This is a genomic window from Methanosarcina hadiensis, from assembly GCF_046529725.1.
GTDB lineage: Archaea > Halobacteriota > Methanosarcinia > Methanosarcinales > Methanosarcinaceae > Methanosarcina > Methanosarcina hadiensis.
This window is the reverse complement of the sequence record NZ_CP136241.1, coordinates 3,933,413-3,951,773: the sequence shown is the minus strand read 5'-3', so window position 1 is coordinate 3,951,773 and position 18,361 is coordinate 3,933,413. Positions and strand designations below refer to the sequence as shown.

Sequence of the window (18,361 nt, the reverse complement as noted above, 5' to 3'; positions counted from 1 at the left end):
CAAAAATGCTGTGAACTACCCCGCCCTGCCTGATGGCGAGGACGGAGCTTCCTTCGAGTGATTACGTCATTTGATGGTAAGATTCTAAGAATCTTTCCGACATCGGTAATCCTGTTTGTCGAAGATTATCAGAGAATTTCTGATAGCCTGTCCACAAGGCATTCTGCAATAGGAAATTTACCATGATATTGATTGCACTATTGCAATCTCTATCAATAAAATTGCCACAATCGCATTCCATATTTCGTTTCCAGAGTGGCATGTCATGGATTTTTCCACAAACATAACACGTTTTGGAAGTATAGCTTTCATCAATTTTTATTACTTTTTTACCTATAAGTTCAGCTTTATAGGCTAAAAATTCGATGAAGCGAGATAAATATCCTTGATTTTGGGTAGATCTATTCATAGCTCTTTTTCTTTTTCCTTTAAGTCTTTTGGATTGAGCCATGTTTTTTGTTTTCAGATCTCCCACAATAATAGTATTGGCCTTAGTATTGTTGACCATTTTCTTTGATAGTTTATGCTGGAAATCTCTAAGCTGATTAGATTTCTTTTTCTCCATTTTACGATAAATATTGTGTAGCCTTACCCATTTTTTGCTCTTTCTTTTACAGTGATCTCTCCTGGATTTTAGAGCATCCAGTTTTGGTTGCCAGTACTTATCAATTCTTGGAGTTTTAACTTCAAAGAATTTACCTTGAGTATTTACTGCTGTTACTATTTTTGTGATCCCGGCATCATTAGCCTGATATAAACCATTATCAATGTACTCATGTGCAGAGACTTCATAAGTAACAGAAATATAGAAATCTCCTTTAGCATGGAAAGGATCATCATTATAGATCTCGATTTGTTTTATATTTTCAAATTTCTTTCCGAGATCAAAAACAAGTTTGGTGTCATTTATTTTATGAGAGAAAGAAATGACACAACCAATCTGATAAAATCCACTTTGATTATACGGAATTGTCTGAAAATATTTCCTGCTTTTGAAATTTGGAGGTCTGGCTTTTAGATCTCCATTTTTTCTGAGTGCAAAAAAAGATCTATAATTTGCATCAAGTTTTTTTAGAACGCCCTGCAAAGTCTTTGAATAAACAGCTTTGTATTCAGGGTTTCTTTTCTTGAGATCCGGCAATTTGTTTTGTTGATCCACGTACTTGATGCTCTTTCTTTCAAGTTTCCATGCATCTTTTCTTTCGGCTAAAGCTAGATTATACAATGAACAACATTTATCTGAAAGTTCCCAAAGGACTTTCAATTGTTCTTCTGTTGGATAAATCTTAACTTTTGTCGTTAGATGCATAGCAGTATATAAACAAGAGGTCTGTGTATAAATAGGCTATCAGAATTTAAAAAAGTAAATTGTCGGGAAGTTGACGGCTTTCATCCCCCACCTGCCAGCCTGATGGCTGTAGAGGAAGGGGACTTCCCGCCTTAGAGTTAAAGATCAAATTTTTCCTTTTCTCAAATAGAAGATCTTTCGCAAATCAGGGCTCTTTCTATACTGGAATCTCTTTCAGAGAAAGAATAGCTAGTTTCTTCCCGAGAGACCTTTTTTGAAAGAGCAATGTAGTAAGTAAAAAGTTCTTTACCCCATTCTATTGCCTCACTTTCAGAACTTACTAGAAGGCTCTGGTCAAGTTTTCCTTTTTTATTTAAAAGCATTAATGCCATGAACCTCTCGGTTACCGTAAGCGAGACTACGGAAGAAATGCCGTCATATATGTAGAGGCTCGAGTTTTTCGGCAATAGTAAATCTTTGGTTTCTCCAGGCTGAGAGCTGAAAATTCGTTCAAAAAAGTTGTTTGTAAAAATAAAAGTGGATGTTGTCCTTTTCTTCAAAAAATCCTGGTCGAATCCTGAGAAACAGGGCTGGAAAAAAGAAGAAAAATACATAATTTCCGTGGATTTTTTGAGGGAATTTATAAATTCTTCAGGAGGCTCAAACATCCTGTTAAGCTGGGGTTCAATCACCTTATATCCGGACAGCATCTCAAGTTTCAAACGTAAAAAAGGAGGGATTCCTGTAAGATCTTTCTGTGCCCAGTAATCAGGATTATTTTCAAAGACCGAGAGTGTTCCCAGGAGAGGAGCCATCTTTTCGGTAACAATTAATCCGACCATAGAAAGACTGTATTTTTTATCTTCCTGCTTAATCAGCCCCTTTTCGGCAAGTTTTTTTATCTGGGGAAGCACCGCAGTACAGGAAGAGTCCAGAAGTCCTGTAATTTCTTCAATGTTCTTTGGACCTTCCTTGAGAAAAAGTAAAATTTTTCTTCTTTTATCTGACCTTAAAAGTAAATCTATCAGTGTAACTTTTTGAAGAGAATCCACACTACCCACCACCATACTCAGCAAGTTATAAGCTGCCATAAATATGCAGCCATCAAATAGGCCTTAAATTGAGCCATAAGGGCAGTAAAACCCCGTCCTGACTTTTCCAGGATCGGATGTAACCGCCTCTGTCATAAACCATAACTCCCCTTAAGCAATCGTCTGCCAGGTGCAAAATTTCTCTTGTTGTCTGCCTGGCAGGAGACATGATATAAATTGTTAGCATATTATCCATGGTGCAGACTCAGGCACAGATTCTGCGGAACTAAATTCTATCCCGAAAATAAATAAATATTTCTATTTAGAGAAAATGTATATAGACTCTCATAAAGATTGAATATTTTTCGAAAGAACAATGTAACAAAAAGAGACAGGAAATTGAAAATAAGAAATATAACCTATCAAATTCAAAAACATTTTAAATAATTAGATAATATACAGATGAGCAGCTTTTGATCGCAGGCAACTTTTGATCATTAGCAGTTTTGATTCTGAGCAATTTTTGATTAAGAAATATACTCTTTTGGTGTTCGCAGCATGGGCTTATTTGGTTTTTTAAAAAAGAAAACAAAAAATTCTCCGGATTCCCCTAAATTAAATTATTCGACTAATGGTAGTTCGATATCAATCGGGGATTTTAAAGGGGAATATCATCAGTCACCAAACAGCAAATTTATTTTAGCATGGAACAGTCTAAGTGAAAATGGGAAATATATTTTATTAGAGCGCGGGAAGGTAAAACTTCAAGTTAAAATGAAACACCTTGATAATGGGATGGTCTCAAACTCGGGTGTGTTTATAATCAGCGATTCGACTTCCAAGGGCATGTATGGAGTATTCAATATAATAAACGCAGATGGAGAAACTCTAATCAGGCAAAGGTGCAGGGCAAATATAGGCTCAACCGGCATTTCAGAAGACGGACATTTTGCTGTCTGCCAGGCTCTGGAGAGCACCAGTAAGTCGGACAGTTGCAAGCTGTTTTTCTTTGATATAAAGAATGAAAAATTGCTATGGAAAAAAACACCCGAAACAATCGGGTCCGAGCTTAACTGGGCAAAAAGCTACCGTTTTGACACTAAAAAGAAGATCCTGTACCTGATACACGACAAAAGCCGGATTTACCGCTACACTTTTGAAGGGACTTTCATCGATTCTAATTTATACAGGCTTCACTGCATCGATACAGGAAATGATATTGAATTCCTTGAAGCCATAAAAGAATTAAAAGAAGAATTATCTTCGAATCCTAACCCCAAAGAATATAATGCATTCATAGATCCCCTGAATAAAAGACTAAAAAGATATTCTGACAAAGATACGAAATCAAAAATTCACAGGACTTTAGGCGAAATTCTCCAATTGCAGGGAAATGATGTTGAAGCAATAAAACATTTTGAAACCGCATTAAAACTTAATCCGAGGATTGGGGTTAAGAGGACACTCGAAAAATTGAAGAAAGCAGATTGAAAATAAACTGAGTAATCATATAATAAATATTCACGCGGGAAAATACATATTTACAGTGGTTTCCACCTCTTTTAACCAGTTTTGCCGTTTCTCAGGTTTGCTGGTAACTACTACTCCAAACATTTTTCTGTAAAAAGTTTTTACTCCGCAAAAATCAAAAATACATTTTTTCCAGAGAACCTCAAGAGGATCACCAAATACCTGCAGTTCTCTTTCTTTCGGCGTATCTCCTGTATTGAAAACAAGGGCTGTTTTTGCTTTTAATAATCCCTCTGGTACTCCTTCACCGCCGTCTCCCTCTTTAAATTCGTATGCAACTCCCGGACGCAATACCCGGTCTACCCATCCTTTTAAAATCGCAGGCGGCTGTCCCCACCAGTTGGGGTGGACTATAACAATCCCTTCTGCTTTACTAATCTCATTACAGTGTTTTTCAACTACTTTTTCTAAAGAGGCTCCTTTACGAATTTCCTGCGCTGTAGTTATCGGATCAAAGTTTTCTTTATACAGGTCATGAAAAACTACATCGTGTCCGTTTTTTAGCAGAGCCTCTACAATTGTGTTTGCAATGGCATGATTAAAACTATCTTTATTTGGATGCCCAAGAATTACTGATATTTTCATTAATTTTTACCTCTTTGCCTTATAAGGTGCAATTTCTCCCGGAAAAGCCTTGCTAAATAGACCTTTGTATTCCTTTAATGGAATTTTTAAACTCCGTTAATATTTCAATTAGAGTAAGTCCCATCCTTGCTGATATCTAACAAAATCAAATATTGGAAAGATGATGGAAGATTTAAGAATTTAAACTCTGAAGTTTTATTAAAGTAGGACTGAATAAAATATTTTAAGTATTTGCCAGTCAGATACAATCAGAATGTCTGATAGAGAGAATAGAGATGTCAGACCCGCTTTTGGGGGAAAATTCGGCGGAACATTGCGCGTGCTCGGGAACGAAGAAAATAATGGAGAAGGGCTCCTGTTTCTTGGAAACTATATGGCACTCGACCATTCGAAGGGAGCTGACGTTTATCTTGACGCCCTGAAGCCTCATGCCGTTTTGATATGCGGGAAAAGAGGATACGGAAAATCCTATACAATGGGTTGCATGCTTGAAGAACTTGCTTTTCTTCCTGAGCCTATTAAAGGAAATCTTGCATCTCTTATTATCGATACCATGGGAATTTTCTGGACAATGAGAGATCCGAATATATCAGAGGCTGGGAGACTGAAAAGCTGGGATCTCACCCCGTCTGGACTTGAAACTGAAATTTTCGTGCCAGCCGGGAATATTGATGCTTATAAGAAACGAAACATAGAGGTAAAACCTTTTTCAATTTCAGTCAGCGAACTCTCAGGCAGCCAGTGGTGCAGGGTCCTCAGGATTGAAGAGGTTTCTCCACTTGGAATTCTGCTTGTAAGGACTATTGAATCCCTTCGGGAAAAAGGAGAACAATACTCTTTTGACGATATTATCAATGAAGTATTTCTGGACAGCCGCTCTGACTCCTCATCAAAAGGGGCTGCTGAAAACTGTTTCAGGGCTGTAAAATCCTGGGGGCTTTTCTCAAAAGAAGGAACGCCTCTGTCAGAACTGATATCAGGAGGCAGGACAACAATCCTTGATGTAAGTACTCTTGAAAACGAAAACGTCTGCGCTGCAGCAGTATCGATTCTGGCGGGCAGGCTTTATGAGGAAAGGATTGAGGCAAGAAGGCTCTACGAAAAGAAAAAGATGGGAGAAAAATTAGAGGAAAAAGAATTCCCTATGGTCTGGCTGTTCATAGACGAAGCCCATATTTTCTTACCCGCAGCGAGGGAAAGCCTTGCTTCCGAGGTGCTCATTAACCGCTGCCTCAGGCAGGGCAGGCAGCCAGGACTCTCCCTTGTGCTGGCAACCCAGAGGCCCGCAAGCCTTCACCCTGATGTTGTTTCACAGAGCGACCTTCTTATCTGCCACCGACTCACCTCAAGCGATGACATCCTTGCCCTTGAAACCTCCAGACCTCTTTATATGCAGGAAAGCCTCAGGGCATACCTGAAGAAGATGGGAAGTGAAAGGGGAGCTGCATTGATAGTGGACGATCATTCCGAATCTGTCCATATGGTCCGGGTCCGTCCGAGAAGGAGCTGGCATGGAGGAGGAGAGCCGAGCGCCCTTGAGCTCTGCAGAAGAGAAAAAGAAGGAGCAAAAACTCAAGCTCAGGGTAAAGGTCCGAGTAACATACATGAAGACTGAACAGACCTTAAAACAGGTATCTGTTTATCGAATTTTTGGGAAACAGGTAAAAAGCAGAAAGATTGTTAACCATTTGTTAACCTGTTTTAGATTCTATCAGAAAATAATTTTAAATATGACCTGTGATACTTTCAAACCTGTAAGTTTGGCTGAGTTACAGGCTGTGAACTTTATCAACAGCATTTAATACAGCAAATTACTGGTGATTTCATGAAAGGAAGAGCCTGGAAATTCGGAGATGACGTGGATACGGATGCAGTGATACCCGGAAGGTATTTGATTTTCAACACCCCGGAACAGCTTGCTAGGTATACATTTGAAGGCGTGCGCCCTGATTTTGCAAAAAATGTTCATGAAAATGACATCGTGGTTGCAGGAAGCAATTTCGGCTGCGGATCTTCGCGTGAACACGCTCCTCTCGCCCTTAAAGGGTCGAAGGTATCCTGTGTGATCGCAAAGTCCTTTGCAAGGATCTTTTTCAGAAACGCAATCAATATAGGAGTTCCTGTCCTCGAATGCCCGGATACGGACAAAATCGATGACGGAGACGAGCTTGAAGTTGACCTTTCAACAGGTGTCATTCAGAACATAACAAAAGGAGAGACTTATCAGGCAACCCCACTCCCGGACTTCGTCCGCGAAATCGTGGATGAGGGAGGGCTTATAGAATATGCCCGGAAGCTTGCCTCCAAACGCTGAAAAACAGGAAGCCCATCACGAGAAATCCTGATCCGTGTTTGACATCTCGCACTAAAAGGCAGTTTTGCCTGTAAATTCAAAAGGAGTAGAAACATGACGCAGTATAAGGTTCCGGTCCTCCCAGGAGATGGGATTGGGCCAGAAATCATCGCCGAAGGCAGAAAAGTTATAGATGCTGCAGGCGAAAGATTCGGTTTTGATGTAGAATGGATTGATTACCCGCATGGAGCAGACCACTACCTGGCTACAGGCGAGCTGATCTCGGAAGAGACTTTAAAGGAATTATCCGGTTACCCTGCTATTTACCTTGGCTCCATCGGAGACCCGAGAATTGCACCTGGCATTCTCGAAAAAGGAATCTTATTAACTGCACGCTTTTACTTTGACCAGTACGTAAACCTGCGCCCTATAAAACTCCTTGAGGGCGTCTTGACTCCGATAAAAGACAAGACCTCAAAAGACATCGACTTCGTCGTGGTAAGGGAAAACACCGAGGACTTCTATGTAGGAGTCGGAGGCCGGGCAAAGAAAGGAGAAAGCAAAAACCTCCTTGAAGTCAAAAGGGTTCTCTACTCCGCAAAATTCGGCCTTGACATAGAGACCGACAGCGAAGAAATAGGGTACCAGATCGGCCTTATCTCCAAAGAAGGCACAAAACGCGTTATAGAGTACGCATTTGACCTTGCCGAAAAGAGGAAAAAACACGTATCGTCTGTGGACAAGGCAAATGTCCTTTCAGATATTTACGGCTTCTGGAGAGAAGAGTTCAATGCGGTCTCTGCAAAGCACCCTGATGTTACCACTGACTTCAACTTCGTTGACGCCATGACAATGTGGTTTGTGAAAAACCCTGAGTGGTTCGATGTTGTTGTAACCCCGAATATGTTCGGAGACATCATAACTGACCTCGGAGCCATGATTCAGGGCGGACTCGGCCTTGCTCCCGGCGGGAACATTAACCCGAACGGCACAAGCATGTTTGAGCCAATCCATGGTTCAGCCCCGAAGTACAAAGGTCAGAATAAGGTCAACCCGATTGCTACAATCTGGGCAGGTGCAATGCTCATAGAGCAGCTCGGAGAAAAGGAAGCTGCAGATACCATAGTTAATGCAATCCAGAAAAATATCCTGGACGGCAAAGTAAAGACCTATGACATGGGCGGCAAGAGCACAACCTCAGATGTCGGAGACGATATTGCAAGAATAATAAAGGGAGAATAATTCAAATCTCCCTCCATACATTCCTCTTTCTTTAATAAAATCACATCTCAAGGCAATCTTAAATTAAGTTCGAAACTTCCGGGCTTATTTTTTCAAATAATATTTTTTTAAGGATTATTGAGAGACAAACCTTATCCTATTCATCTTTTCTGTCCTGATTCTATAAGCTGACTTTTCTCCAGACTCTTCTCTATAAACTGGCTCTTATATTCATCAGATGTAAAGTTCTTTGCTTTTTCACTAAAAGTTGAAGTGCAATATATGCATATTTGTTTAAGGAGATAATGAACTGGAGTAATTATCCAACAGGAAGAGCAAAGAGTAAAGGGGAGCGATAGGTATGGTCTCGATCAGACCTTTTAGTGAGGGCGATAATCAAAGAATGCTTGAAATAGAAAGGCACTGTCCGCAAGGCGATGAAAAATGTGCAATGGGTGTAGATAAGAAGGATATCATTGCCCGTTATGGAATGTACGATAACTGGATTGTTCTTGTGGCGGAAGAGGATGCAAAAATTGCCGGCTGGATTGGTTTAACTGTAAAAACGATGCCTGAAAAAAAAGAGAAATATGCGTATATTACTGAAGTGATGGTTGATCCTGCTTTTCAAAGAACAGGAGTCGCCACGAAGCTTGTTAAAGATGCGGAAAGAAAGGCTCAGGAAATGAAGGCAAGTTATGCTTACTGTTACATATACGAACCAAACAAAGCCTCAAGGTTCTTGTTTGAGAAGATGGGATATTCCGAGATGAGAGGTATCAAATTTCCAGGGATATCGACCTATAAGAAGATGGATGTCCCCCCAGAATATTCAATAAAGCCTGTTGATACAAAGAAAATCGGTGATGCAGTCAGCCTTATTGATGAGTATAACTCAGGGTTTATGCATTTCATGCCGTTTACAGATCAAGCTTTCGAATCGCATTTGAAACTCATTCCCGGATATGGGCCGGAAAACTTCTGGGAGGTCAGAGACAAAAAGAATAATATCGCAGCCTGTGCTGGTTTATGGGACAGCTCGAGACTGGTGAATTTGTATTACGCCAGAGAGCCAGCGGCAATGAAGATAATGAAATCGGTTTTTGGAGCATTAAACCATATTATGAAAGTGCCTAAGTTTCCAGCTGAAGGAGAAATTTCAGGGTACTTTATATCGTGGATTATGCATTTGACAGGAGAAAAACCGATGCTATGCTTGCACTTCTTAAGTACCTGAATAACATCTCAATTGACAGAAAGCAGGATTTTCTTATGGCTATGGCAGACCCTGAAGATAGTCTTCTTACAGTAATAAAAAAACTAAAACCACAGACTGAAACCTGGAATGTCTTTGCCAAATCTTTCAAAATAGAGCTCCCGCTTTTCAGTCCGTTTTACGTGGATATTAGAGATATGATTCCATAAAAAATAGATAAAGGTCAGGCTAATTGAACCCAGACCATCAAAATATAAATCAGATATCCAGAAAACATTCTGGACGACAAAATAAAAGCCTGCGACACAGGCTTCAGGATCGCAGTCTCAGGTGTCGGAAGCTATGCCGGAAGCTATATCGAAAGGATAGTAAAAGGAAAGAAAATCGGATAGAAAGAAATTAGATCGGAAAGAAAATTAGATATCCATTTTAGGGCATTCATGGCAACTGCCGGAAACATAAAGTTTCCCGCAAATCTCACATTTTACTATTGATTCCACTTCAGGAAGATTATTAACGGCAACCATCAATTTGCTTATTTCCCTGGGAGGTTCTTCCACACATTGAGAAGTGTTTAAAGTGCTACTGATCTCTTTACTTAATGCGACTCTCTTAGATTCCGCATCTTCTAATCTGGCAAGAAGCCTGCTAAGTTCCTTTTCCTGTGCACCCAGTTTCTCTTTGAGCATAAGGAGCTTCTCTAATCTTTCAACATAATCGGAGTCTGAAGTTATGTTTTTCATCTCCCTGGAATTTCATTATTGAATCTCGATATCAATGCCTGCTTCCTGTGCAGCATCGTTTATTAAATTTAAAAGTAAAAATTTATGACATTGCTTCCCTTCCTTGGGTCCGCAGTGACAGAACAGGAAAACAGGTTTTGAAGCTGCTTCCCTGGCAATTTTTAGCATTGCCTCTTTTGCAGAGGCATTATTCATTTCCTCTAAGTATCTTAATTTGTAGAGATTCCAATCTGATTTAGTTTTTTTGCTGTCTTTATAATCGTTAAGTGCTTCCACACTGGGCGCTAATTCCTTCGACCAGATATATGTATTATTCCACTCTTCCGCCTTAATATACCGGAATTTCCACCGGGAAACAGCATAAAAAACAGCATCAGGATATTTTTGTTTTACTTTACTAGCAATATGATAATATGCTTGTGAGAGCATGGCTCAGGCCCCCTGTCTATGTATTCCGGTTCCATAAAATCTTTTAGGATATAACCGGTCTTTGAATGCTTAGAAAACAGATATATTTAGCTAAATATATAATATCACATGGATTTACGGTAGCTGTATAATTTTCAGCCACATGGGGGAAGTATGGATAAGAAAGAAGATCAAAGTATGATTGGGGTCTGCCCGAACTGCGGAAAACCTTTCAGGATAGAGGTGGAAGGCGGTGGAGAAGAATGGCGCTACTGTGCGGATGTCTGCATAAATCCTGCAGCAATACCAACAGGAGCGAGACTTATGCCGGATCAGGCTACATTACGTTATGTAGATGGTAATATGAATGAGTATATACGAGAAGACTATATCAAAACCCATGGGATTGATCCTTTGCCGATCTGGAAAGCAATGGAAAAATGGCGTGAGGAACAGATAGAGAAGTGGAAGATGAAAACTTAAGACTTAATAATTCTACTATCTTTATCTCTTTTTAGTTTTTTAAACCATATTATGACTAGGATATCTAATCACAAGCTGGATTTACTAAAAAGTATTCTATCGAAATTTTTACAGTTAGGGAAGATAAATTTATACAAAATCTTTTTCAAAGGATTTGTTCTTCAAGACAAGATAATCTTTTATGAGTGAGAATAAATCTACCATTGACTCTGCATCCTATCTTTTTGTGATGAAGAACAAAGATACAGAGTCGATCATATTTTACAGAACTTTCGCTACACTACCGACAAGATTAATGCTTTAATCAGCTTCTATAGATTGTGGAGCAAATTTACTAAAGTAAATGTTTCGAGCCTTATCCGTGAGATAATAATAAGTTCTTTCTCCATATTCTCTGTACAAAGTTTCTTTCTTTCTCATAAGTAAAGAATGTTCAGTTTCCAAAAATTGCGCCCTTTTTGTAACTTTCTGATAATGACAATCCAAATCTTGTGCAAGTAACGAAGCAAATTGAGGTTCATCTATTCGAAGCGCATTGAGGAGTTTTAAATCAAATTCCATCAGTTGGATTTCTTGTTTAACTGTTGGAAGTTCAACTTCAACATGGATTATCTCACAGACGCCCTTTCTACATTCTGGGCAAAGCATATGGTATAGCTCTAAAATGTTTAGTTTGTCCATTGAATAGGATGAACCACATGCATTGCACCGAATTTTCTTTGCAGCATCAATACACTCTTTGATAGCATCAGAATAATCAAATCTTCTTTGAACAATATATTTTCGATCAGTTCCTCTTCCGAAATTAATGTCTTCTTTCTTGCAGAGACCGTAGTTCAGGAAGAAGAAAACTATAAGCTTGCCATCTTTGTCCTTCTGTTCATTGTATTTGGTAATAAAAAAATTAAGTTCTAAAGTGTTTAGTAATTTCTCCATTTCTTTTTTAACATAAAAGTGACTGGTCACAGGCCTTGATTTCTCACTTTCAAATACTTTGGAATTTAAACTAGGAATTTCAGTCTTATTTTTCTTGGACATCTTGATAATTTGATTTAATAACTCATTCAAATGGTACTTCTCTAGTTTCTCGTCAAAAGATTCCTTCATATATTTATTTTGAGAAAAAAACACCTCCAATGAGTCTGTATAATATTTTTCAGCCGCTAGCTCTAAATCTTTAAGAGTTATAAGCGAACCTTTTGAAACGCTAGATTGATTAGCATACCAAAGAATCCATCCAACGTTTCTTGGAACATTTGAAGTGGTATCAAACAAAACTTTGTAGTAATCTGAAATATCATTCTTGGATAGATCAAAGAAGCTAGCTGGATCTTTATCTAAAAAATAATTGAATCTGCTAGTAAGAAGTCTTGAAATATTTAAAGTGGCCTCTTGTTCAATATCTCTGACGTGATTAGATAAATACAGATCATAGTAATCTAGCTTAATTTGATCAATCTTTGAAGGATCTATATCACCGAAATATATTCTACTCGGATAAGCCGCTATTTTAAACCTAAAATAGCCATCAGACCAGTTATTTAACGGAGCTATTATAGTATCAACAAATATTTCCATCGCATCTTTGTCGATTTCTGAGAAATCATCTAAACAAATGAAAACGTATTTAATTCCAATCTTAGAAAGTAAGTTTTTAATTTGAGTCAAAATTGACTTTGGATCGAAAAACTGAAGTAATATTTCTGAAAACTTCTCTTTTATCTCTTCTCCACTTTGAACTGTTTCAGAGAAATCCCCACTACTGCTTGCTTTTAAGCTTACGTCACTACTTGAAATGCCAACACCAGAGGCAAACCCACATTTTTGGGCTTGAGTAATATCTTGGCTTTTAGCCGAAAACATCTGTTTTTCCTTAATGATTAAAATATCTTCATAGGTCCTACTATTAATGCTCTCAAAAATTTTATCTAATTCTTCATTGAACGAGTTCCTATTATGACCAAAGACTTTAGAAATTTTTGCAAGATAGAATTTCAAAGTGTTAGTTTTAACTTCTCTTTTTATATCTTCAATATTTTTTTGAGGAAGCTTTTAAATAAGAGATATCTTTCTAGTTCTTCTCCATGTAAAACATTTACGTATTGCGAAGAATCAAAATCAAATGGCCTTGACTCATCAAAAATTGTTTTGACATCGATATAAAGCGATAATTTATCGTTACTCTTCCTTATTTCATGCTGAAGCCTAGCTATTATAGTTGATTTCCCTGTTCCTTTTCTACCAATTAAAAAAGTTGTATTTGGAGCTAAACAACTCTTTAAAACTAAATTATTTTCTAAAGGATCAACATATAACTTTTCAATTATATTCTCGTCATTATTAATATCCGAGAGATCAGCTCGTTGACACTTTTTTAAAGAATTTGCCATAAATAATAAATTATCTTTATCCTCTTCGGTGAAGTTATCCATAAGTCTTCCTCAAATATTGAAGTACATGATATTTTGATGAAATAACTTACTTATTTATTTTTTGAAAAAATCATGACCTTCTTTTTCAGTTGCCTTTAAATCCCATAAAACTCCTACTAATCCTCTGATCGATGTGGCACGGAAAAAGCAATTTGAAAAGCCCCTGCATGGGGATAAGGAAAGCGTGCGCTTTGCAACCCCTGAGCCTATCGCCCGTTACAGAGCTCAGCGCCTGAGAGCCAGAACTCTTGCTGACATCAGCTGCGGGATAGGAGGGCAAACCGTCTTTTTTGCGCAGCAGTGCGAGTTCGTATATGCAGTGGAAATTGACCCAAAAAAAATAGAATATGCAAAACAAAACTGTGCAATGTACGGGCTCGAAAATGTGAAATTCATCTGCGGGGACGCACTTGACCCGAAAGTAATCGAGCAGATACCGGCAGTAGATGTTGTTTTTTCAGACCCTTTCCGCCCTGCCGAAGAGGATAAGAGGCAGGTCTCAAGCCTTGAGCCAGGGATTCCTAATGTGCTTTCAGCATATGGGGAAAAGACAAAAAATTTTGCTTTCGAAGCCCCTCCCCAGATGCCCCCTGAAAGAATTCCTTTTGACTGCGAAAAAGAGTATATCTCCCTGGATGGGCAGCTCAATCGTTTAACTCTTTACTTCGGCGGTCTGAAACAGAATGAACGGCTGGCTGTAGCCCTGCCTGCGGGAGAAGGGCTGGTTTCAAAATACGGGCCTCTTCCAAAGATAAGGGAAACGGAAAAAATGAAACTGTTTGCCTATGAACCCGAACCTTCTGTTGTTGCAGCGGAGCTCCTTCCTGAACTTGTTGAATCTATGATGCAGATGGCAGGACCTATTATGGGCGCTTTCGAGCTTTTCAGAGTTGACAAAAAGAGGCTGTTGTTAACCTCGGAAGCCCTGATAAAGCAGTCAATGATTAAAAACCATTACCTTGTCCTGAAGGTCTGTCCCTTTGAACCACGTGAGATCAATAAGTTCCTGAAAGACAAAAACGTTGGAAGTGTCATACTCCGGGCAGGCGTAAAACCTGAAGAGTATTGGGAAGTCAGGAACGAAGTGGAAAAAGGGCTTGAAGGAAATAAAACCGTGCACCTTTTTGTAAAAGACAATGCTGCAATTCTCTGTGAAATGCTTTTTAAGGACTGAAAAAAAGAGATGAACCGGGATTTTACCCGGCACTTTTATTTTTGATTGTTGGCTCACGTTTGATTTTTGGCTCAATATACTTTAATTGAGCCTTTTCGATAAGATTTCTCGCCTGAATATTTGCTTGATTATGGCTAGCCTTGATATAACTAGCCTTATACTTGGTTCTCAAGCTTGCTTGCAGGAAACTTTCACGAGTTCAAGCCCTCTGTTAAGAGCGTCCTGAATTCTTGTGGGATCGGTCCCGCCGCCCATTGCAAGGGCAGGTTTTCCGCCTCCGCCTCCGCCTACGACCTTTGACATCTCACGGACAAGGTTGCCGGCATTGATTCCGCACTTCATGGCTTTTTCTCCGGCAGATGCTACAAGTTTTACTCCTTCAAAGTCGCTTGCAAGCAGGGCGACCACATTCTCGTTTTTAAGAAGTTCGGTAGCTATCTTGTGAAGTTCGAGGGAGTCAGCCCCTGGAACCTGTTCAGTAATAACTCTGAGACCTGCAACCTCAGAAGCATCCCCGAGCATCCTGAAAACTCTGGAGCGGGCAAGCTCTTCTTTGAGCCTCTCGTTTTCTTTCTTGAGGTCTTTCCATTCTCCGAAGAAACGGTCAACGCTCCCTGGAAGGTGTTCAGGAGGTACGCTCAGGATCTTTGAAGAATCGACAAGGAGTGACTCGAGCTTTTGCATTGCACGCACGGCTGCAGTTCCGGCTGCAAATTCAATCCTTTCCACACCATCCTGAATCCTCTCGGTCTTCAGGATTTTAATAGGCCCGATGATGCCGGTACTGGTACAGTGGGTTCCACCGCAGGCTTCCACATCGTCTCCGACCTTTACAATCCTGATCTTCTCTCCTGGAGGCACTCCACCCTGATAGAGCCCGAAGCCGTATATCTGCTCAGCTTCAGTCCTTGGCAGCCATTCCGTAACTACACGTTTGTTTTCCATTACCGTGCGGTTAGCCAGAAGCTCAATCTGTCTGATTTCTTCAGGGGAAATATGCTTGTAATGGGACAGGTCAAGCCTTGAATGGTCCTCAAATTTCTGAGCGCCAGCCTGCCAGATGTGTTTTCCAAGAACCTTTCTGGCTGCATCATTTACAATATGAGTTGCTGTGTGATGCCTTGCAAGAGTCATCCTGCGTTTTTCATCAACCTTGCCGGTGATCATCTCACCTTTGGTTATCCCAAGAGTCCTGCCCGTACTTTCAATTGTATGTACGATTACACCATCAAAGACCTGAACATCCACAACTTTGTACACGGTATCTTCGGCAACGATGACTCCTATGTCAGCAGGCTGTCCTCCGCCTTCCGCATAAAAGAAGGTGTTGTCAAGCACGACATTGTTGTCAAACACATCAAGGACAACTGCCTCAAATTCCAGACGGGTTGGCTCGTCATAAAAGCGGCGTTTGGTCTTGGGAAGGTGCTTGAGCCTTTCTGCAAAAGGAATTACTTCCTCTTCCTTTTCTTCGGCTTTGTTGTGCAGCTCACCAATAATTGAATAGAAATTGTCAGGGAATTCCACACCTACCCCTATTTCGGCTGCAACTTCTTTTGCCATTTCGGGAGGAATTCCGTGTGAGTCGTAAAGTTCGGTTAACTGGGACAGAGGGATCTTTTCTCCTGTCTTCTTGAAATGGGAAGCCGATTTCTGAATAATCCTGCGGCCCCTTTCCATGGTTGCATTGAACTTTTCCTCTTCGGATTCCAGGATGTCCTGAATGACAGGGAAGTTTTCCCTGAACTCCGGGTATTCGGGCATGTTCTTTATGTGCATGTCCACAATATCGGAGAGCGGAATCCTGATATCAAGATCTTTCATCATGCGCAGAGTCCTTCTCAGGACAAGGCGTGCCAGGTATCCTGCTTTAACGTTGGATGGGATGATTCCGTCTCCAAGCATGAAGGTAAGGCAGCGGGTGTGGTCAGTAATCGCATAAACCTTTTCTACGGGTTCCATTATGGCAGAAAGCTTGTCCACTGTCATTCCTATGCTTGAGGCAACCTTTTTCCTGAGTTCCATCAGGTTTGCCTTTTCACTGACATCCATAAACCCTGCAAGGCGGGCATTCTGTGCCAGGATATTTGCATATTCGGAGTCTTCCAGTTCATGTTCAATTCCTGCAAGTCCCATGAGCTCGTTTACTATTCCAGGGAAAAGGGCGTCATAAATTGTAGGGGAACCCCTGGAAGCCCAGACAAAACGCTCAAGACCGTACCCTGTGTCCACAATATAGTTGTCCATCTTCGAGTAGGTCTCGCCTTTAATCTCGATATCTCCCTTTTTGTCTGTCTTCAGGTCCATGAAGACAAGGGTTGCAAGTTCAAGCCCGTGCACGATAACCTCAACACAGGGACCTGCATTGCCTCCGCCTGCCCAGGGCTCTTCTTTATAAGTTACGGCTAGCGGGTTTACTTTGAGAGAATTTAAGAGTTCGTCACAAAGTTCCAGGGTGTGTTCCTTCCAGTAAATTTCATTGTCCCTTTTATTGAAAGCGTGGTGAGCCATCATTTCAAAGTTTGTAAGATGGCGCCCACTTCTGCCCACGGAGTCGAGGTCATTTAACCTGATACAGGGCTGGGAAATTGTCAGGGGGTTTGCAGGCGGTGGCACCTGTCCTGAAGTTACGAAGGGCTGGAAGTCTGCAATCGAAGCTATGGTGAGATAAATGTCATCTCTCCAGCGAGCCACAACGGGATAACGGTCAATCCTGGTATGCCCTCTTGCTTCAAAGAAGGAGAGGTAATATTCACGCATCCCTGAAATATCGAATTCCCTGGAAAATACAGGGTTTCCTATGAAGGAATAGGGGTCACAGGGTGCATCTCCGCACGTATTTCTTTCAGGGTCACGAGTCCAGAAGAATTTGCCGCACTTCTGGCATTGCTTCCGGACGAAACCGTTGTTTTTGAAAAATTCAAGTTGATACTCATCTTCAAGCATAATAATCTCTCCGGATGGTGGGTGTGATCTGCCCCGCTGTATTTTGAAGCAAAAAGAAAGCAGAATTGTCCCAGCGCAGCCGTTTCAGGGGGGGTTCAGGCGCATCTTGGTGCGATATGATAATCTTAATCGAGTTTATCCGTTAATTTTTCAGGTACAGCGGTATGAAATCAATCTCATTGATAGTGAGATCGTATGGATTTGTATGCGAATAAACTTCTACAACGAACTGTTTTTCAATATAAGCTTACATAATACTGGTGAAATATATAATAATATCACATAATAATTAAGTTTTAAATGGTTCACGAGAACGAACCTTAAGTATTAGAGGCACTTCTATACAAAAACCTTATTCTTCATTGTAAAAGACAGCAAGACGTTCTTTGCCTGCAGGCAAATATCTTGCCTATAGGAACCGGAAAAACGAGATTTAAGGGAGATAAAGAAGCCAACTCTCCGACTCTACTACTTTTAAGTGCTGATAACTGTACCATTGCAAGTCAGAAGCTTTTGTTTTAACGGCGCAAATCTTAAAATCTTGATCTTATTAAGTAGCTATTGTTAGCTAAAAGCTGTTTTAATGCACTTTTCTCCGGAATCGTTACCTGTACAGCACAACAGTCCTGCCGCGCACATCAATAAGTGTGGACCTTGTAGCTTTAGCAAGCTCATCTGCAATAGTTTTCAGATCCTTACCTTCCTCTGCGCTTTTAAGTACTTTGACTTTTACAAGCCTGTTAGCTTTTATCTGTTTGTTCAGTTCTTCGATAAGAGTATCGGTGATCCCATTCTTTCCAATATTGAGAACAGGACTTATTTTGTTTGCATCGGATTTAAGTTGATATAATTTTTCTTTCTCCATTGCCTTTCCTCGCATCACTTATAATTAAACTAACCTGCTAATAATAAAAAGCTCACATCATCATATGATAGGAAATGTATAACATCGATGAAATAATTCCTCTTAATTTAAGCCAGTAATTCCTCTTAATTAAAGCTAGTAATTCT

The 18,361-nt window shown here is 40.1% G+C and carries 17 protein-coding genes; 8 read left to right on the top strand and 9 right to left on the bottom strand.

All coding sequences use genetic code 11. The annotated features are described in order from the left end of the window. Nucleotides 1–61 precede the first annotated feature (61 nt). The gene (locus tag RSJ42_RS16965) at nucleotides 62–1,309 is read right to left on the bottom strand and encodes an RNA-guided endonuclease InsQ/TnpB family protein (protein ID WP_410507212.1); all 1,248 of its coding nucleotides are present in this window, start codon (nucleotides 1,307–1,309) and stop codon (nucleotides 62–64) included. A 161-nt stretch (nucleotides 1,310–1,470) separates the two neighbouring features. Beyond that, nucleotides 1,471–2,340, bottom strand: coding sequence for a helix-turn-helix transcriptional regulator (locus RSJ42_RS16960; protein ID WP_410508410.1), 870 nt, complete (start codon nucleotides 2,338–2,340; stop codon nucleotides 1,471–1,473). Nucleotides 2,341–3,093: 753 nt separating this feature from the next. Here RSJ42_RS16960 and RSJ42_RS16955 point away from each other — a divergent pair. After that, entirely contained in the window at nucleotides 3,094–3,810 is a 717-nt protein-coding gene (locus RSJ42_RS16955) for a tetratricopeptide repeat protein (protein WP_410508409.1), read from the top strand. Nucleotides 3,811–3,840: 30 nt separating this feature from the next. On the opposite strand, the gene RSJ42_RS16950 is transcribed toward RSJ42_RS16955, so the two are convergent. Further along, nucleotides 3,841–4,434 carry an NAD(P)H-dependent oxidoreductase gene (locus tag RSJ42_RS16950; protein ID WP_410508408.1) on the bottom strand — a complete coding sequence of 198 codons (594 nt, stop codon included), beginning with the start codon at nucleotides 4,432–4,434 and terminating at the stop codon, nucleotides 3,841–3,843. A 253-nt stretch (nucleotides 4,435–4,687) separates the two neighbouring features. Between RSJ42_RS16950 and RSJ42_RS16945 the strand changes: the two genes are divergently transcribed. The 5 genes from RSJ42_RS16945 to RSJ42_RS16925 all read left to right on the top strand — a co-directional run bounded on the left by RSJ42_RS16945 (nucleotide 4,688) and on the right by RSJ42_RS16925 (nucleotide 9,373). Then, complete coding sequence (locus RSJ42_RS16945) at nucleotides 4,688–6,049, top strand: ATP-binding protein (protein ID WP_410508407.1); 1,362 nt, start codon at nucleotides 4,688–4,690, stop codon at nucleotides 6,047–6,049. Nucleotides 6,050–6,259: 210 nt separating this feature from the next. After that, nucleotides 6,260–6,748 carry a 3-isopropylmalate dehydratase small subunit gene (locus RSJ42_RS16940; protein ID WP_410508406.1) on the top strand — a complete coding sequence of 163 codons (489 nt, stop codon included), beginning with the start codon at nucleotides 6,260–6,262 and terminating at the stop codon, nucleotides 6,746–6,748. Between the two features lie 93 nt (nucleotides 6,749–6,841). Beyond that, complete coding sequence (locus RSJ42_RS16935; RefSeq protein ID WP_410508405.1) at nucleotides 6,842–7,969, top strand: isocitrate/isopropylmalate dehydrogenase family protein; 1,128 nt, start codon at nucleotides 6,842–6,844, stop codon at nucleotides 7,967–7,969. Between the two features lie 340 nt (nucleotides 7,970–8,309). Next, nucleotides 8,310–9,185 (top strand): GNAT family N-acetyltransferase, encoded by an 876-nt coding sequence (locus RSJ42_RS16930; RefSeq protein WP_410508404.1) that lies wholly within the window; start codon nucleotides 8,310–8,312, stop codon nucleotides 9,183–9,185. Then, nucleotides 9,161–9,373, top strand: coding sequence for a hypothetical protein (locus RSJ42_RS16925; protein ID WP_410508403.1), 213 nt, complete (start codon nucleotides 9,161–9,163; stop codon nucleotides 9,371–9,373). Before RSJ42_RS16930 ends, RSJ42_RS16925 begins: the two co-directional genes overlap by 25 nt. Nucleotides 9,374–9,580: 207 nt before the next feature. Here the strand turns inward: RSJ42_RS16925 and RSJ42_RS16920 are convergent, their stop codons facing one another. Continuing rightward, complete coding sequence (locus RSJ42_RS16920) at nucleotides 9,581–9,907, bottom strand: hypothetical protein (protein WP_410508402.1); 327 nt, start codon at nucleotides 9,905–9,907, stop codon at nucleotides 9,581–9,583. A gap of 15 nt (nucleotides 9,908–9,922) precedes the next feature. Continuing rightward, nucleotides 9,923–10,336, bottom strand: coding sequence for a DUF488 family protein (locus RSJ42_RS16915; protein WP_410508401.1), 414 nt, complete (start codon nucleotides 10,334–10,336; stop codon nucleotides 9,923–9,925). A gap of 153 nt (nucleotides 10,337–10,489) precedes the next feature. Between RSJ42_RS16915 and RSJ42_RS16910 the strand changes: the two genes are divergently transcribed. Next, nucleotides 10,490–10,798, top strand: coding sequence for a hypothetical protein (locus RSJ42_RS16910; protein ID WP_410508400.1), 309 nt, complete (start codon nucleotides 10,490–10,492; stop codon nucleotides 10,796–10,798). A 300-nt stretch (nucleotides 10,799–11,098) separates the two neighbouring features. On the opposite strand, the gene RSJ42_RS16905 is transcribed toward RSJ42_RS16910, so the two are convergent. Together RSJ42_RS16905 and RSJ42_RS16900 are read right to left on the bottom strand one after the other, a co-directional pair. Further along, nucleotides 11,099–12,796: a hypothetical protein gene (locus RSJ42_RS16905; RefSeq protein ID WP_410508399.1), complete on the bottom strand. Its 1,698-nt coding sequence runs from the start codon at nucleotides 12,794–12,796 to the stop codon at nucleotides 11,099–11,101. A gap of 23 nt (nucleotides 12,797–12,819) precedes the next feature. Further along, the gene (locus RSJ42_RS16900; RefSeq protein WP_410508398.1) at nucleotides 12,820–13,230 is read right to left on the bottom strand and encodes a hypothetical protein; all 411 of its coding nucleotides are present in this window, start codon (nucleotides 13,228–13,230) and stop codon (nucleotides 12,820–12,822) included. Nucleotides 13,231–13,363: 133 nt separating this feature from the next. Here RSJ42_RS16900 and RSJ42_RS16895 point away from each other — a divergent pair, with 133 nt between their 5' ends. After that, complete coding sequence (locus RSJ42_RS16895) at nucleotides 13,364–14,404, top strand: class I SAM-dependent methyltransferase (protein ID WP_410508397.1); 1,041 nt, start codon at nucleotides 13,364–13,366, stop codon at nucleotides 14,402–14,404. Nucleotides 14,405–14,572: 168 nt separating this feature from the next. Here RSJ42_RS16895 and alaS read toward each other — a convergent pair whose 3' ends face one another. After that, nucleotides 14,573–17,350, bottom strand: coding sequence for an alanine--tRNA ligase (alaS, locus tag RSJ42_RS16890; RefSeq protein ID WP_410508396.1), 2,778 nt, complete (start codon nucleotides 17,348–17,350; stop codon nucleotides 14,573–14,575). A gap of 604 nt (nucleotides 17,351–17,954) precedes the next feature. Further along, nucleotides 17,955–18,215: a YhbY family RNA-binding protein gene (locus RSJ42_RS16885; RefSeq protein ID WP_410508395.1), complete on the bottom strand. Its 261-nt coding sequence runs from the start codon at nucleotides 18,213–18,215 to the stop codon at nucleotides 17,955–17,957. Between the last annotated feature and the right edge of the window lie 146 nt (nucleotides 18,216–18,361).

Bases quoted from the DNA above. Each gene is read 5' to 3' on its own strand.
- RSJ42_RS16950 (WP_410508408.1), bottom strand. From the start codon at position 4,434: ATGAAAATATCAGTAATTCTTGGGCATCCAAATAAAGATAGTTTTAAT.
- RSJ42_RS16885 (WP_410508395.1), bottom strand. From the start codon at position 18,215: ATGGAGAAAGAAAAATTATATCAACTTAAATCCGATGCAAACAAAATA.
- RSJ42_RS16930 (WP_410508404.1), top strand. From the start codon at position 8,310: ATGGTCTCGATCAGACCTTTTAGTGAGGGCGATAATCAAAGAATGCTT.
- RSJ42_RS16955 (WP_410508409.1), top strand. From the start codon at position 3,094: ATGAAACACCTTGATAATGGGATGGTCTCAAACTCGGGTGTGTTTATA.
- RSJ42_RS16935 (WP_410508405.1), top strand. From the start codon at position 6,842: ATGACGCAGTATAAGGTTCCGGTCCTCCCAGGAGATGGGATTGGGCCA.
- RSJ42_RS16945 (WP_410508407.1), top strand. From the start codon at position 4,688: ATGTCTGATAGAGAGAATAGAGATGTCAGACCCGCTTTTGGGGGAAAA.
- RSJ42_RS16925 (WP_410508403.1), top strand. From the start codon at position 9,161: ATGCTTGCACTTCTTAAGTACCTGAATAACATCTCAATTGACAGAAAG.
- RSJ42_RS16965 (WP_410507212.1), bottom strand. From the start codon at position 1,309: ATGCATCTAACGACAAAAGTTAAGATTTATCCAACAGAAGAACAATTG.
- RSJ42_RS16915 (WP_410508401.1), bottom strand. From the start codon at position 10,336: ATGCTCTCACAAGCATATTATCATATTGCTAGTAAAGTAAAACAAAAA.
- RSJ42_RS16920 (WP_410508402.1), bottom strand. From the start codon at position 9,907: ATGAAAAACATAACTTCAGACTCCGATTATGTTGAAAGATTAGAGAAG.
- RSJ42_RS16910 (WP_410508400.1), top strand. From the start codon at position 10,490: ATGGATAAGAAAGAAGATCAAAGTATGATTGGGGTCTGCCCGAACTGC.
- alaS (WP_410508396.1), bottom strand. From the start codon at position 17,350: ATGCTTGAAGATGAGTATCAACTTGAATTTTTCAAAAACAACGGTTTC.
- RSJ42_RS16900 (WP_410508398.1), bottom strand. From the start codon at position 13,230: ATGGATAACTTCACCGAAGAGGATAAAGATAATTTATTATTTATGGCA.
- RSJ42_RS16940 (WP_410508406.1), top strand. From the start codon at position 6,260: ATGAAAGGAAGAGCCTGGAAATTCGGAGATGACGTGGATACGGATGCA.